Source organism: Halosimplex yunnanense (genome assembly GCF_054504345.1).
In genome coordinates, this window is sequence record NZ_JBTJEL010000033.1 from 176,870 (window position 1) to 191,538 (window position 14,669).

Sequence of the window (14,669 nt, forward strand, 5' to 3'; positions counted from 1 at the left end):
TGTTCAATCTAAAAATCTGTTTGACGTATTCGCCGCGCCGTCCCCGGGAACCTGCCGAGAGCGGTTGTATCGACGATCTCCCCGAAGTAGCCCTGTCTTACCCCCTTTGACCGCACCAGCACCGCTGGGCCGACCGAGCCAGTACGAGCGTTAACTCGTTTCTGACTCAGCAGGTATTTATTAGCTATCGACACGTGCATTCTGTCCATGCCCGAAATTCAGGTGTCCGACAGTCTGTACAGCCAGTTAGAGGAAGTCTCCGACGGGCGCGACCTCGACGCAGCGATGTGGGAGATGGTGTACCTCTTCCAGCGCGGAAACAACCCCTCCGAGTGAGTCCAAGCGCGATTCCGTCCGTTCAGTTCTTCGCCCGTGAGTCCCTCATTCGCTGTCCGCGCCGTCTCCGTGGCCGGACTCGCCGAGTAGTCGCTCCGCCCGGTCGCGGTCGTCGGGCGTGTTGACGTTGACGCGGCGCCCGTCGAAGGGGACCGTCTCGACGCGGCGGCCGGCTCGCAGGAAGAGGTCGATGGCGTCGGTGAGTTCGTACTGGCCGCGGGCCGAGGGCTGGACGAGATGGCAGGCGTGGAAGATGTCCGGGTCGAATCCAAACAGGCCCGTCAGCACTCTCGTCGACGGCGGATCGTCCGGCTTCTCGACGAGCGCGTCGAGTCGCCCGTCGTCGTCGGTGACGAACACGCCCGTCTCGGCCGCCTCGTCCCGGGACACCTCGTCGACCAGCAGCGTCGCGTCGACGCCGTCGGAGCGCTGGCGTTCGATCACGTCGCCGAGGTTCCCCGTGATCACGTTGTCGCCGTTGAACACGAGGAAGTCGTCGTCGACCTCGTTCTCGGCCCTGAGGACGGCGTCGGCCAGTCCTTTCGGTTCGCGCTGGTGGACGTAGGTGATAGGGACGCCTTCGAACTCGTCGCCGTAGTGGTCGATGATAGCCTCCTTCCGGTAGCCGACCACGAGCACGAACTCCGAGACGTCGAGATCCGCCAGCCGTGCGAGACCGTGCGAGAGCAGCGGCCGCCCGGCGACGTCGACGAGCGCTTTCGGCCGGTCGTCGGTGAGCGGCTGGAGCCGCGTCCCGCGCCCAGCCGCTGGGATGACTGCTTTCATCGAATTCGCGTAGACTCACGGCGGCGGCGTACAAAACGCTGGTGCGGTCCCGTCAGTCGCACCGGCCCCGGTCGATCACTCGGTTTTCGGCCGCTCAGAACGTGTCCTTGAGCCCTTCGAGCCGCGCGATCAGGTGGTCGATCTCCGCGTTCGTCTCCGCGATGCGCTCGGCGATCCCCTCCGCCGGCGTGGCGCCGTCGGGCGTCGGCTCCACCAGGTCGTCGTCCTCCAGCATCCGCAGCGAGTAGCGCACCTTGTGCTCGGGAACGCCCGTCACCTCGGCGAGTTTGACGATCCCGATCGGCCCGGACTCGACGACCGCCTCCAGAATGAGCAGGTCCCGTTCCTCCTTGCCGACCTGTTTGGCCAGTCTGTCCACCATACAGTTCACCGGTGTTTCCCACCCAGTCGTAATAAAGTCGCTGAAGCACCGATTCGTACCGTTCCCCGAGTGGTCCCAATAGCCGATCGGACGACCGCTCGCGCTTCTCTCAGCGGGTCGCGGTCACTCGTCGCCGACCGGTTTCCGCCGCAGTTCGTCCAGCTGGTCGCGGAGTCGGCCGAGTTCGCTCTCGAGGTCTTCCTGCCGGTCGATAAGCGCACTGAGCTCCTCGGTGTTGACCGAGTAGTCCCGATCCAGCGCGCTGTCGAGCGAGTCGGTCGTCGCCTGCACGAGGTACGACGCGAACTGCAGCACCTCCTCGGGCGAGCCCTGCCCGGCGAACAGTTCGACCGACCCCGACTTCGGCGCGTAGTTGACCACGGGCACCTCCGCATCGGAGTGGTAGGTCGTCGTCGCTTCCAGTTCCGTGACCGGATTGCGCCGCTCGCGGGTCTGTTCGGTGCGGACGACGCCGAACGGTTCGGCGAGCGCCGGGTAGGTCTCTCCTAGGTCCCGGAGGACGTCCGCGGCTTCGACGCCCAGCTGGGCTTCCACGTCGCCGTAGAACTGCTTGGACCCGGAGAGCGAGAGCGCGATGGCGTAGAAGACGTGCTGGTTGTTCTCGGCGAGGTCGCGGATGCGTTCGCGGACCGACTCGTGGTCGCCCTCCAGCGTCGCCCGCTCGAGGTCGTCCAGGAGCGCGCGCGTCCCCTCCTCGCGCTCGAGGAACTCCTCGACGAGGACGCGCGGCATCTCCTGGCTGTCGACTTCGTCCATACCGACCAATTCGGGCGCAGCCATTTACGCTTTTACCGGTCGGCTACCAGCCCTCGACGCTCCCGTGCGAGAGCACGTAGACGGCCGTGTACACCGCTACCGCGAGAAACACCCCGCTTGCTACCCCGGACAGGACCGATTGGGAGACTCCCCCCACCTCTCTGACGAGCCAGACGGATGCGATGACCGCCGCGATCAACACCACTCGGCCGAGCATCCCTGCGGTCCGCGACCACTTGCCGATACTGTCTCCGAGCGACGACTGCGCCAGCGGTCCGATAGCCAGGGCCGTCAGCAGAGCGCTCGCGGCTACAATGCCCCAGTTCAACTGCCCGGCCGTCGTCAGATTGCTCAGGAACAGCACCGCACAGACGGTGCCCGCGAGCACGTCGGTCCACGTCGGTGGCCGGTCGGACACCCACCGACCGGCTCGGCGCGCTGATTCCATACGTGGGTCGAGTCGCGCCCGATTGATAGTCCATTCGGCCGACACGACGGACTCTCTGAGAACGGCGACGGTTCCGGAATACAGCGCGAGGAGTACGGTGCGATGAAACGCGCCGCTTGTCGGTCGAGTTCGAGAGAAACGCTCGAGGCGGGATTTGAACCGGAATCAGACGTGCTCGCTTACTTCCCTCGCTGCGCGCGACTGGTAGGGTTCAAATCCGCTACTACCGCTCGCTGAATTCGGGAGTGGCGCGGAGATCGAACTCCGCGCCGTTGAAATCGAAGAAGCGCCCGAGGCGGGATTTGAACCACGCCCGAGAACCTGCGCCTGCGGCGCAGAACCTCGGTCTACCTCAAATCCCGGACGGCGTACACGAAATTCAGCGTTGCGCGGAGATGAAGCTCCGCGTAGATTGAATTTCGAGAAGCGCCCGAGGCGGGATTTGAACCCGCGTCACGACCGTGACAGGGTCGTATGATGGGCCACTACACCACCCGGGCTTACCAACATCTGGGGGGAACACACGGAAAAGGCTTTCCAGTTACGACGACGCCGTCCGCCGATCACGCCACACATGCCAATGAGTACCACACCCCAACACTAATCAAGGTCGTTTGCGTATCCTGCCCCACGAACGGGAATTGCCGCGGCCCACGGCGACTGTTCGCGGTCCGAGTAGCTATGCTCGACTGACTTGGTAAGCGTTTTATGGCTCGCGGTTATACGGCCCTGTAGTATCTCGTGACAGCAACTTCTCACTCCCAACAGGCCCACACATGGTAGACGTAAGCCAGCACGAACTCGTTCCCGACCACACGCTCCTCGACGGCGACGAAATCGAGGGCGTGCTCGAGGAGTACAACATCAAGAAAACAGACCTGCCGAAGATCAAGCGGTCCGACCCCGCGCTGCGCGATCTCGACGCCGACGTCGAGGCCGGCGACGTCGTCCGGGTGACGCGGGACTCGCGAACGACCGACCGGGCAGTCGTATACCGACTCGTGGTGGAATAATATGAACATTCAGGACAGACGCGAAATCTCACGGGAGTATTTCTCGAGGGAACGACTCGCAGAACACCACTTCCGCTCGTTCAACGCGTTCCTCGACCGGGGGATGCAGCGGGTGGTCGACGAGAAGGAGACGATCGAGACGGACATCGGCGACAAAGAGGGCGAAGAACCCGTCTACGTCGAACTCGGGGACGTGCGGGTGGTCACGCCGCGCGTCCGCGAAGCCGACGGTTCCGAGGAGCTGCTCTATCCCCAGGAAGCGCGCCTGCGGAACATCACCTACGCCGCCCCCGTGTTCATGGAGATGGCGATCATCAAGGGCGGCGAGGAAGAGGAAGAGCGGGTGGTCGACCAGACCGAGACCAAGATCGGCCGGATGCCGATCATGGTCGGCTCGAACAAGTGTAACATCGCCGGGTTCACGAAAGAGGAACTGATCGACATCGGCGAGGACCCCGCCGACCCCGGCGGGTACTTCATCGTCAACGGCTCCGAGCGCGTGCTGATGACGAGCGAGGACCTCGCGCCGAATAAGATCCTCGCCGAGACCGACACGAAGTACGGCGACACCATCGAGGTCGCCAAGACGTTCTCCCAGCGCCGCGGCTACCGCGCGCTCGTGCTCGTCGAGCGCACGCGGGACGGCCTGCTCGAAGTCTCGTTCCCCTCGGTGTCGGGGAGCATCAACTTCGTGACGCTCATCCGGGCGCTCGGGCTGGAATCCGACGAGGAGATCGTCCACCGCGTCTCCGAGGATCCGGAGATCGTGAAGTTCATGCTGGAGAACCTCGAGGCCGCCGAGGTCCAGACGACCGAGGAAGCCATCGAGGAGCTCGGCAAGCGCGTCGCCTCGGGCCAGGGCAAAAACTACCAGCTCAAGCGCGCCAACTACGTCATCGACCGCTACCTGCTCCCGCACCTCCACGAGGACGGGGTCGAGGAGGAGGACGTGCGCATCAACAAGGCCTACTACCTCTGTCGGATGGCAGAGGCGTGTTTCGAGCTCGCGCTCGAACGCCGCGACGCCGACGACAAGGACCACTACGCCAACAAGCGCCTCAAGGTCAGCGGCGACCTGATGAAGGACCTGTTCCGGACGGCGCTGAACAAGCTCGCGCGCGACGTGAAGTACCAGCTCGAACGCGCCAACATGCGCAACCGGCAGCTGTCGGTGTCGACGGTGGTCCGCTCGGACGTGCTGACCGAGCGGCTCGAACACCCCATCGCGACGGGCAACTGGGTCGGCGGCCGCTCCGGTGTGAGCCAGCTGGTCGACCGGACGGACTACATGGGCGTTCTCTCCCACCTGCGCCGACTGCGCTCGCCGCTTTCGCGCTCGCAGCCGCACTTCGAAGCGCGGGACCTGCACGCGACCCAGTGGGGTCGCATCTGTCCCTCGGAGACGCCCGAGGGGCCGAACTGCGGACTGGTGAAGAACTTCGCGCAGGCGATGGAGCTGTCACAGAACGTCGAGGACGAACAGGGACTCAAACAGGAACTGGCGGCGATGGGCGTCTCGGGCATCCCGGGCATCGAGTCCATCGACCAGCAGCAGCCGGCGGACGACTAACATGAGCCAGCAAACACGAGAAGCGAAAGTATACGTCAACGGGAGCCTGGTCGGGACCCACCCCGACCCGCATCAGCTTGCAGACCAGATCCGGCAGGCGCGACGGCGCGGCGACGTCAGCGAGATGGTCAACGTCTCGGTCAAGGACCGCACGCGCGAAGTCATCGTCAACGCCGACGCCGGCCGGGCGCGCCGCCCGCTGCTCGTCATCGAGAACGGCGAACCGCTCGTCTCCGACGAGGAGGTCCAGGCGGTCAAGGACGGCGACATGGAGTTCGACGAACTCGTCGAGCGCGGCTACATCGAGTTCATCGACGCCGAGGAGGAAGAGGACATCTACGTCGCGGTCGACGAGGAGGACCTGAACGAGGACCACACCCACCTCGAAGTCGACCCGTCGCTGATGTTCGGGATCGGTGCGGGCATGATCCCCTACCCCGAGCACAACGCCTCGCCCCGGATTACGATGGGGTCGGGGATGATCAAGCAGTCGCTCGGCCTGCCGAGCGCGAACTACCGGATCCGACCGGACACGCGCCAGCACCTCCTGCACTACCCGCAGCTGTCGCTGGTCAAGACGCAGACGACCGAGCAGATCGGCTACGACGACCGGCCGGCCGCGCAGAACTTCGTCGTCGCCGTGATGAGCTACGAGGGGTTCAACATCGAGGACGCGCTGGTCATGAACCAGGGCTCCGTGGACCGGGCGCTCGCCCGCTCGCACTTCTTCCGTACCTACGAGGGCGAGGAACGCCGGTACCCCGGCGGTCAGGAAGACCACTTCGAGATCCCCGACGACGAAGTCCGCGGCGCTCGCGGCGAGGAAGCGTACACCCACCTCGACGAGGACGGCCTCGTCAACCCCGAGACGCCCGTCGGCGAGAATGACGTGCTCCTCGGGAAGACCAGCCCGCCCCGGTTCCTCGAGGAGCCGGACGACATGGGCGGCCTCTCCCCGCAGAAGCGCCGAGAGACGTCCGTGACGATGCGCTCCGGTGAGTCCGGGGTCGTCGACACGGTCACGCTGATGGAGGGCGAGGACGGTTCCAAGCTCTCGAAGGTCTCCGTGCGCGACGAGCGGATCCCCGAACTCGGGGACAAGTTCGCATCGCGCCACGGTCAGAAGGGTGTCGTGGGCCACATCGCACCCCAGGAAGACATGCCCTTCACCGAGCAGGGCGTCGTGCCGGACCTCATCATCAACCCGCACGCGCTGCCCTCGCGGATGACCGTCGGGCACATCCTCGAGATGATCGGCGGGAAGGTCGGCTCGCTGGAAGGCCGCCGCGTCGACGGCACGGCCTTCACCGGCGAGGACGAGGACGAACTCCGCGGGTCGCTGGAGGAGCGCGGGTTCAAGTCCAGCGGCAAGGAGATCATGTACTCCGGCATCACGGGCGAGAAGATCGAGGCGGAGATCTTCGTCGGGACCATCTTCTACCAGAAGCTCTACCACATGGTCTCGAACAAGATCCACGCCCGCTCGCGCGGGCCGGTGCAGGTGCTGACCCGCCAGCCGACCGAGGGGCGCGCCCGCGAGGGTGGCCTGCGCGTCGGCGAGATGGAACGCGACGTGCTCATCGGGCACGGCGCCGCGATGGCGCTGAAGGAGCGACTGCTCGACGAGTCCGACCGCGAGTTCATCAACGTCTGTGCTAACTGTGGGATGGCCGCCGTCGAGAACGTCGAGCAACGGCGCGTCTACTGCCCGAACTGCGACGAGGAAACGGACATCCACGAGATCGAGATGAGCTACGCCTTCAAGCTCCTGCTCGACGAGATGAAGGCGCTCGGCATCGCGCCGCGCATCGAACTGGAGGACGCCGTATAAATGAGCGCACAAGGAACACCCCAGGAGATCGGTCAGATCAGCTTCGGGCTGATGGACCCCGAGGAGTACCGCGAGATGTCGGCCACGAAGGTCATCACGGCCGACACGTACGACGACGACGGCTTCCCCATCGACATGGGGCTGATGGACCCCCGGCTGGGCGTCATCGACCCCGGGCTGGAGTGCAAGACCTGCGGCAAGCACTCCGGGTCCTGTAACGGCCACTTCGGCCACATCGAGCTCGCCGCGCCCGTCATCCACGTCGGGTTCGCGAAGCTCATCCGGCGCCTGCTGCGCGGGACCTGCCGCGAGTGCTCGCGGCTGACCCCCGTCGACGGCCGCCGCGTCGCCGACGCCGAGGAGAAGGCCGAGCAGCGCAAGGAGACCTACCGCGAGAAGCTCCGCCGCGCCAAGGAACTCAACAAGGACCCCAGCGACGTGCTCAAGTCGGCCATCCGCGAGTGCCGGAAGGTCGACTACTGCCCGTACTGCGGCGCCAAGCAGTTCGACATCAAACACGAGAAGCCGACCACCTACTACGAGATCATCGAGGTTCCCCACGGCGAACTGTCCAAGCGCCTCGAGCGCGCGATGGACCCGCCCGAGGGCGACGCAGTTCGGCCGAGCGACGTCGCCGAGGAACTCGACGAGGGCGATTTCAACGCCGAGCGCATCCGCGAGCTGCTGTCGGGCACCTACCGCCCCGACCGCAACGACATCGACCGCCTGAAGAACCTCGGGCGGGCGCTCGGTCGACTCAACGACCTGGACGAGCTCGACGTGGACGTCAGCTCCTCGGCGGAGTACCTCGTCGAGGAGGACATGGACAAGCTGATGCCCTCGGACATCCGCGACTGGTTCGAGGAGATCCCCGACCAGGACATCGAGGCGCTGGGGATCAACCCCGACCGCTCGCGGCCCGAGTGGATGATCCTCACCGTCCTGCCCGTGCCGCCGGTGACGGCGCGGCCCTCGATCACGCTGGACAACGGTCAGCGCTCCGAGGACGACCTCACACACAAGCTGGTCGACATCATCCGCATCAACCAGCGGTTCATGGAGAACCGCGAGGCCGGTGCGCCCCAGCTGATCATCGAGGACCTCTGGGAACTGCTGCAGTACCACGTCACCACCTTCATGGACAACGAGATCTCGGGCACGCCGCCGGCGCGTCACCGCTCCGGCCGGCCGCTGAAGACCCTCTCCCAGCGCCTGAAGGGCAAGGAAGGCCGCTTCCGCGGTTCCCTGTCCGGGAAGCGCGTCAACTTCTCCGCGCGTACCGTCATCTCCCCCGACCCGACGCTCAGCCTGAACGAGGTCGGCGTCCCCGACCGGGTCGCCAAGGAGATGACCCAGACGATGAACGTCAACGAGCGGAACTTAGAGGAGGCCAAGCGCTACGTCGCGAACGGGCCGGAGGCGCACCCGGGCGCCAACTACGTCCGCCGCCACGACGGCCGACGGCTCAAGGTCACCGAGAAGAACTGCGAGGAGCTCGCCGAGAAGGTCGAGCCGGGCTGGGAAGTCAGTCGGCACCTCATCGACGGCGACATCGTGATCTTCAACCGGCAGCCGTCGCTGCACCGGATGTCCATCATGGCCCACGAAGTGGTCGTGATGCCGTACAAGACGTTCCGCCTGAACACGACGGTCTGTCCGCCGTACAACGCGGACTTCGACGGCGACGAGATGAACATGCACGCCCTCCAGAACGAGGAGGCCCGTGCGGAGGCCCGCGTCCTGATGCGCGTCCAGGAGCAGATGCTCAGCCCGAAGATGGGCGAGAACATCATCGGCGCCATCCAGGACCACATCACCGGAACATATCTGCTGACGCACACGAACCCGAACTTCAACGAGACGCAGGCGCTCGACCTGCTGCGTGCGACTCGGATCGACGAGCTGCCCGAGCCCGACGGGCAGGAAGACGGAGAAGCGTACTGGACCGGCCGGACGCTGTTCTCCGAGCTGCTGCCGGACGACCTGAACCTCGAGTTCACGTCCTCGGCGGGCGACACGGTCGTCATCGAGAACGGGCAGATGACCGACGGCACCATCGACGAGGACGCGGTCGGCGCGTTCGGCGGCGAGGTCGTCGACACCATCGCGAAGAAGTACTCGAAGACTCGCGCGCGCATCTTCATCAACGAGGTGTCGGCGCTCGCGATGCGCTCGATCATGCACTTCGGGTTCTCGATCAGTATCGACGACGAGTCCATCCCGCCGGCTGCCGAGGAGCAGATCGACGAGGCCATCGGCGACGCGTACGACCGCGTCGAGAAGCTCATCGAGACCTACGACGCGGGCGAACTGGAGTCGCTTCCGGGTCGGTCGGTCGACGAGACGCTGGAGATGAAGATCATGTCCACGCTCTCGAAGGCCCGTGACACGGCCGGTGACATCGCCGAGGACCACTTCGGCGACACCAATCCGGCGGTCATCATGGCCGACTCCGGGGCGCGTGGGTCGATGCTGAACCTCACGCAGATGGCCGGCTGTGTCGGCCAGCAGGCAGTCCGCGGCGAGCGGATCAACCGCGGCTACGAGGACCGCACCCTCAGCCACTACAAGCCCGACGACCTCTCCGCGGAGGCCCACGGCTTCGTGGAGCACTCGTATCGGAGCGGGCTCGAACCCCGGGAGTTCTTCTTCCACGCGATGGGCGGCCGCGAGGGGCTAGTCGACACGGCAGTCCGTACCTCGAAGTCCGGGTATCTCCAGCGCCGGCTCATCAACGCGCTGTCGGAGCTGGAGACCCAGTACGACGGTACCGTCCGGGACACCTCGGACAACATCGTCCAGTTCGAGTTCGGCGAGGACGGCACCTCGCCGGTCGAGGTCTCTTCGAGCCAGGACGAGGCCGCCGTCGACGTCGAGGCCATCGCGGACCAGGTCATCGACGCCGAGTTCGACGACGATGTCGCCAAAGAGCAGTTCCTCGGGCGCGAGCCCGAGCCGACGAACCTCTCCGAGCACGCCGACGACTGGTGGATGGAAGCGGCCGGAGGTGACTGACGATGGTCCAGGTAACCGAAGACATGCGGGCGCTCGTCGAGGACACCGAGCTCCCGCGCCGACTGAAGGAGGAAGTGTACAGCACGCTCGAAGAGCGCGACTCGGTCACGCTCGAACAGGTCGACGAGATCGCTCGCGCGGTCGAGAGCAAGTACGTCGACACGCGGGTCGACCCGCTCGACCCCGTCGGCACCGTCAGCGCCCAGTCCATCGGGGAGCCGGGGACGCAGATGACGATGAACACCTTCCACTACGCGGGGGTCGCGGAGATCGACGTGACCCAGGGGCTGCCCCGGCTCATCGAGCTGGTGGACGCCCGGAAGGAGCCGGACACCCCGATGATGACCATCCACCTCGAGGACGAGTACGCCGCCGAGCGCGAGCGCGCCCACGAGGTCGTCTGGCAGATCGAGTCGACGAAGATCCTCCAGCTCGGGGACGTCTCGACCAACGTCGCCGACATGCTCGTGCAGGTCGACCTCAACGAGGACACGCTCGAGGAGCGGTGGCCGACCGCCGACAGCCTCGAATCGGTCGTCCAGGACATCGCGGGAACGATCCAGGACAAACTCGGCGTCGAGGTCCAGACGCCCGCGCCGACGGTCGTCCAGTTCGGCCCCGAGGAGCCCAGTTATCGCGACCTGCTCCAGCTCGTCGAGGAGCTGCGCGACATCGTCTTCAAGGGCATCGAGGAGATCAGCCGCGTCGTCATCCGCAAGGAGGAGACCGAACACGGCGAGGAGTTCGTCCTCTACACCGAGGGGTCGGAACTCGGCGACGTGCTCGGCCTGGAAGGCGTAGACGCCTCGCGGACGACGTGTAACAACATCCACGAGATCCACCGCCAGCTGGGCATCGAGGCGGCCCGCGAGGCCATCATCAACGAGACGATGGACACGCTCGCCGAGCAGGGGCTCGACGAGGTGAACATCCGTCACCTGATGCTCGTCGCGGACATCATGACCAACCGCGGCACCATCGAGTCCATCGGCCGCCACGGCATCTCCGGCAACAAGGACTCCGTGCTCGCGCGCGCCGCGTTCGAGGTGACGGTCAACCACCTGCTCGACGCCGCGATCCACGGTGAGGTCGACGACCTCAACGGCGTGACCGAGAACGTCATCGTCGGCAAGCCGATCAAGCTCGGCACCGGCGACGTGGACCTGCGGATGACCGCCCGCGGCGAGGGCGGTGCCGAAGAGGCCGACTAGATGACGATCACGCTCTCGGACGAGGCGCGTCAGTACATCGCGCTGTTCGAGGACGAGACCGGCGCGACGGCCCGCGACTGCGTCGTCGACGACGAGTACGACCGCCTGATCTTCCTCGTCACCGCGGGGGAGATGGGCGAGGCGATCGGCCCGGGCGGCCAGCACGTCCAGCGCGTCGAGGAGCAACTCGACCGGGAGATCAAGCTCGTCGAGGACGCGCCGACCGCCGAGGACTTCGTCGCCAGCGCGCTCGCGCCCGCCGCCGTCTACAACGTGACGATCAGCGAAAACGACGACCGCGTCGCCTACGCCGAGGTGGCCGAGGAGGACCGCGGCGCCGCCATCGGCACCGGCGGCCGCAACATCGACGCCGCCCGCGAACTCGCCGCGCGTCACTTCGACGTCGACGAGATTGAACTGACCTGAGCGGGCGAGCGGTCGTCGCGATTCCGTTTTCCCCCAGCGCGCCCAACAGCCCGGGTAGTCCGCGCTCCGCGGCTGTGGTGTGCGAACCCGTCACAGGCCGTTTGCGTCGGGATTTCGGCGGGTGCGGCGGTCGCGTCGGCGGGTGAAAAGGGTGGGCTTAAGTGACTCCGTCGGGTACGCACGGCTACTATGGCGAACGGCAAATACGCCGCACGCAAACTGAAGAAGGACCGTCAGCAGCACCGATGGTCCGACTCCGACTACGCGCGCCGCGAGCGGGGACTCGGCCAGAAGTCCGACCCGCTGGAGGGTGCGCCCCAGGGACGAGGCATCGTCCTGGAAAAGGTCGGTATCGAAGCGAAACAGCCCAACTCCGCGATCCGGAAGTGCGTCCGGGTCCAGCTCATCAAGAACGGGAAGCAGGTCACCGCGTTCTGTCCCGGTGACGGCGCCATCTCGTTCATCGACGAGCACGACGAGGTCACCATCGCCGGCATCGGCGGCGCAAAGGGTCGCGCGATGGGCGACCTCTCGGGTGTCAACTACAAGGTCGAGAAGGTCAACGGCGTCTCCATGATCGAGCTCGTCCGCGGTAACGCGGAGAAACCGGTCCGATAACCATGAGTGCAGACGACGAATCCACCGAGACAGAGGAGCCGGCCCCGTCCGAGGAAGAGAGCGCGCCCGCGAAGCTCTTCGGCGAGTGGGAAGTCACCAACATCGACTACGCCGACCCCTCGACGGAACGGTACATCACGGTCACGCCCATCGCCCACACGATGGGTCGCCACGCCGGCAAGCAGTTCCAGAAGTCGGAGATCAGCATCGTCGAGCGGCTGATCAACCGCCTCATGCAGACCGAGGAGAATACCGGCGACAAGCAGAAGGTCATGCGCATCACCCGCGACGCCTTCGACATCGTCCACGAGCGCACGGACGAGAACCCGGTGCAGGTGCTCGTCACCGCCGTCGAGAACTCCGCGCCGCGCGAGGAGACCGTTCGCCTGAAGTACGGTGGTATCTCCGTCCCGAAGGCCGTCGACGTCGCGCCCCAGCGCCGCGTCGACCAGGCCCTGAAGTTCATCGCCGAGGGCGTCTACAGCGACTCGTTCAAGACGCCGACCGACGCCGAGGACGCGCTGGCCAACCAGCTCGTCTCGGCCGCCAACGACGACGTCTCCGCCTACGCCGTCAACCAGAAAGAAGAGAAAGAGCGCGTCGCCGCCGCCGCTCGCTAAGCGGTTTCTTCTCCCCTTCTCTTCACTTTCGTTCTCGCAGTCGACCCGGGAGCCGTGCGTTTCGGGCGTCGTCGCTCGTGGAAACGGATAATTGACTGGCTCGTGAAAGAGCGAGCATGGTCCCCCTCCAGTCCGGCGGTACTTCGGAACTGCTTGTCATCCTGTTGTTCTGGACAGTCCTGACAGTCCCCGTCGTCGTCGGTGCGATCGCGTTCGTGAACCGCGCCCGGGGCCGCGACCAGACGGACGAACTGGAAGAGTTGCGCGAACGCGTCGACGAACTGGAGTCCGAGCGTGAGTGAGTTGTAGATTGTTCCACGATGTGGGGATCCTTCACTCCGCTCGCTAGCTGGAGAGACTGCCACAGAATACACTGTGAGTTGAAAGCCCTCGACGCGCTCGCGGTCGCTGAGGCGGGATATCCGCGCTCTCCGCACCGCCCGCGCGGATAGTGCCCGCTCAGGCGACTAAACTGGACGCGAGCCCGCCTCGCCCTTTCAGTCCGCCAAGGAACCGCACCGCAACAGCAACAGCATCCGCACAGCACCACAACGGACCACACGCCTCCCCAGCCGATTCCTTCGCTCCCTGCGGTCGCTCACTCATCCCTCGCACGACTGTTTCGAGCGGCCCCGCCACGAGGCGGGCACGCTCACGGCAGAGCCGTTCGCATCGAGGCGCTCCCAAGTCGCGCCTCGCACCGCTCGACAGCGCGCGCCACGTTCGTCGACCAAAAGGCAGGCTGGCCTCTCAGATCCCCATCTCGTTGCGGAGGAACAGCTTCGCGGACTTGGCGTAGGAGGGACGGGCGATAGCTTCGCGTTCGGCCTCGGTGAGTTCGAAGTCGAGAGCTTCGAGGTTCTGCCGGAGGTGATCGCGGCTCGTGGACTTGGGCACCGTCGAGACGTTTTCGAGGCCGGTCACCCACCGGAGCGCGACCTGCGCGGGCGTCTTGTCGTAGCGGCGGCCGATCTCGGTGAGTACCCTGTCGTCCATGATGCCGCCGTGGGCCAGCGGGCTGTAGGCGGTCACCATGCTGTCCGACTTGACGGCGTCCTCGCGGAGCGCCTGCTGGGTGTAGAAGGGATGGAGGCGGACCTGGTCGGCGAGCAGCGGGATGGGCGACTTCTCGCGGGCGCGCCGGAGGCGCCAGCGGCGGAAGTTGCTGACGCCGGCGTGGGCGATTAAGCCGTCGTCGCGCAGTTCGGCCATCCCGCGGGCGGTGTCGCGGAAGGAGACGAGCGGGTTCGGCCAGTGGAGCAAGAGGAGGTCGACGTATCCCGTGTCGAGGCGGTCGAGGCTCTCCTTCGTGCTCTCGATGACGTCCTCGGTGCGGGCGTTGCCCGGCGTGACCTTCGTGGTGATCCAGACGTCGTCGCGGTCCACGTCGGAATCGGCGATGGCGCGGCCCACCTCGCGCTCGTTCTCGTACAGCTGCGCGGTGTCGATGTGCCGGTAGCCGAGTTCGAGGGCGGTCGAGACGGCGTCGTAACACTCCTCACCCGTGATCTGCCACGTACCCAGTCCGATGGCGGGAACCTCGGCGTCTTGGACGGAGACGTACTCCATGGCGCCGACTGTGGCTGCGATCGTGGTAAATCCCCGCGTCTGCGGGCGGAGGCGTCCGTCTCGCCCA

15 protein-coding genes and 1 tRNA gene are annotated in these 14,669 nt (G+C 65.8%); 10 read left to right on the forward strand and 6 right to left on the reverse strand.

Going from position 1 to position 14,669, the window contains the following annotated elements; translation table 11 throughout:
- Positions 1-207: 207 nt before the first annotated feature.
- Positions 208-336 (forward strand): DUF8556 family small protein, encoded by a 129-nt coding sequence (locus AB2U09_RS09625; protein ID WP_274324426.1) that lies wholly within the window; start codon positions 208-210, stop codon positions 334-336.
- A gap of 45 nt (positions 337-381) precedes the next feature.
- Here AB2U09_RS09625 and AB2U09_RS09630 read toward each other — a convergent pair whose 3' ends face one another.
- The 5 genes from AB2U09_RS09630 to AB2U09_RS09650 all read right to left on the reverse strand — a co-directional run bounded on the left by AB2U09_RS09630 (position 382) and on the right by AB2U09_RS09650 (position 3,229).
- Positions 382-1,122 (reverse strand): sugar phosphate nucleotidyltransferase, encoded by a 741-nt coding sequence (locus AB2U09_RS09630; protein ID WP_459192503.1) that lies wholly within the window; start codon positions 1,120-1,122, stop codon positions 382-384.
- A 94-nt stretch (positions 1,123-1,216) separates the two neighbouring features.
- Positions 1,217-1,504, reverse strand: a complete 288-nt coding sequence (locus tag AB2U09_RS09635; RefSeq protein WP_459192504.1) for a winged helix-turn-helix transcriptional regulator — start codon at positions 1,502-1,504, stop codon at positions 1,217-1,219.
- 123 nt (positions 1,505-1,627) lie between these two features.
- Entirely contained in the window at positions 1,628-2,281 is a 654-nt protein-coding gene (locus AB2U09_RS09640) for a hypothetical protein (protein ID WP_459192505.1), read from the reverse strand.
- Positions 2,282-2,324: 43 nt separating this feature from the next.
- On the reverse strand, positions 2,325-2,729 hold the full coding sequence (locus AB2U09_RS09645) for a hypothetical protein (protein ID WP_459192506.1): 405 nt from the start codon (positions 2,727-2,729) through the stop codon (positions 2,325-2,327).
- A gap of 427 nt (positions 2,730-3,156) precedes the next feature.
- A tRNA-Asp gene (locus tag AB2U09_RS09650) sits at positions 3,157-3,229 on the reverse strand.
- Positions 3,230-3,505: 276 nt separating this feature from the next.
- Between AB2U09_RS09650 and AB2U09_RS09655 the strand changes: the two genes are divergently transcribed.
- The 9 genes from AB2U09_RS09655 to AB2U09_RS09695 all read left to right on the forward strand — a co-directional run bounded on the left by AB2U09_RS09655 (position 3,506) and on the right by AB2U09_RS09695 (position 13,335).
- On the forward strand, positions 3,506-3,742 hold the full coding sequence (locus AB2U09_RS09655) for a DNA-directed RNA polymerase subunit H (RefSeq protein WP_459192507.1): 237 nt from the start codon (positions 3,506-3,508) through the stop codon (positions 3,740-3,742).
- A gap of 1 nt (position 3,743) precedes the next feature.
- Positions 3,744-5,312 carry a DNA-directed RNA polymerase subunit B'' gene (locus tag AB2U09_RS09660; RefSeq protein ID WP_459192508.1) on the forward strand — a complete coding sequence of 523 codons (1,569 nt, stop codon included), beginning with the start codon at positions 3,744-3,746 and terminating at the stop codon, positions 5,310-5,312.
- Between the two features lies 1 nt (position 5,313).
- Positions 5,314-7,143, forward strand: a complete 1,830-nt coding sequence (gene rpoB / locus AB2U09_RS09665; RefSeq protein WP_459192509.1) for a DNA-directed RNA polymerase subunit B — start codon at positions 5,314-5,316, stop codon at positions 7,141-7,143.
- Positions 7,144-10,158 carry a DNA-directed RNA polymerase subunit A' gene (locus AB2U09_RS09670; RefSeq protein ID WP_459192510.1) on the forward strand — a complete coding sequence of 1,005 codons (3,015 nt, stop codon included), beginning with the start codon at positions 7,144-7,146 and terminating at the stop codon, positions 10,156-10,158.
- Between the two features lie 2 nt (positions 10,159-10,160).
- Positions 10,161-11,369, forward strand: a complete 1,209-nt coding sequence (gene rpoA2 / locus AB2U09_RS09675) for a DNA-directed RNA polymerase subunit A'' (protein WP_459192511.1) — start codon at positions 10,161-10,163, stop codon at positions 11,367-11,369.
- Positions 11,370-11,795: a NusA-like transcription termination signal-binding factor gene (locus AB2U09_RS09680; RefSeq protein ID WP_459192512.1), complete on the forward strand. Its 426-nt coding sequence runs from the start codon at positions 11,370-11,372 to the stop codon at positions 11,793-11,795.
- Between the two features lie 189 nt (positions 11,796-11,984).
- Positions 11,985-12,413 carry a 30S ribosomal protein S12 gene (locus AB2U09_RS09685; protein WP_006885266.1) on the forward strand — a complete coding sequence of 143 codons (429 nt, stop codon included), beginning with the start codon at positions 11,985-11,987 and terminating at the stop codon, positions 12,411-12,413.
- A 2-nt stretch (positions 12,414-12,415) separates the two neighbouring features.
- Positions 12,416-13,033 carry a 30S ribosomal protein S7 gene (locus tag AB2U09_RS09690; protein ID WP_459192513.1) on the forward strand — a complete coding sequence of 206 codons (618 nt, stop codon included), beginning with the start codon at positions 12,416-12,418 and terminating at the stop codon, positions 13,031-13,033.
- Positions 13,034-13,149: 116 nt separating this feature from the next.
- Positions 13,150-13,335 carry a hypothetical protein gene (locus AB2U09_RS09695; RefSeq protein WP_459192514.1) on the forward strand — a complete coding sequence of 62 codons (186 nt, stop codon included), beginning with the start codon at positions 13,150-13,152 and terminating at the stop codon, positions 13,333-13,335.
- A 448-nt stretch (positions 13,336-13,783) separates the two neighbouring features.
- On the opposite strand, the gene AB2U09_RS09700 is transcribed toward AB2U09_RS09695, so the two are convergent.
- Positions 13,784-14,602: an aldo/keto reductase gene (locus AB2U09_RS09700; protein WP_459192515.1), complete on the reverse strand. Its 819-nt coding sequence runs from the start codon at positions 14,600-14,602 to the stop codon at positions 13,784-13,786.
- Positions 14,603-14,669 lie beyond the last annotated feature (67 nt).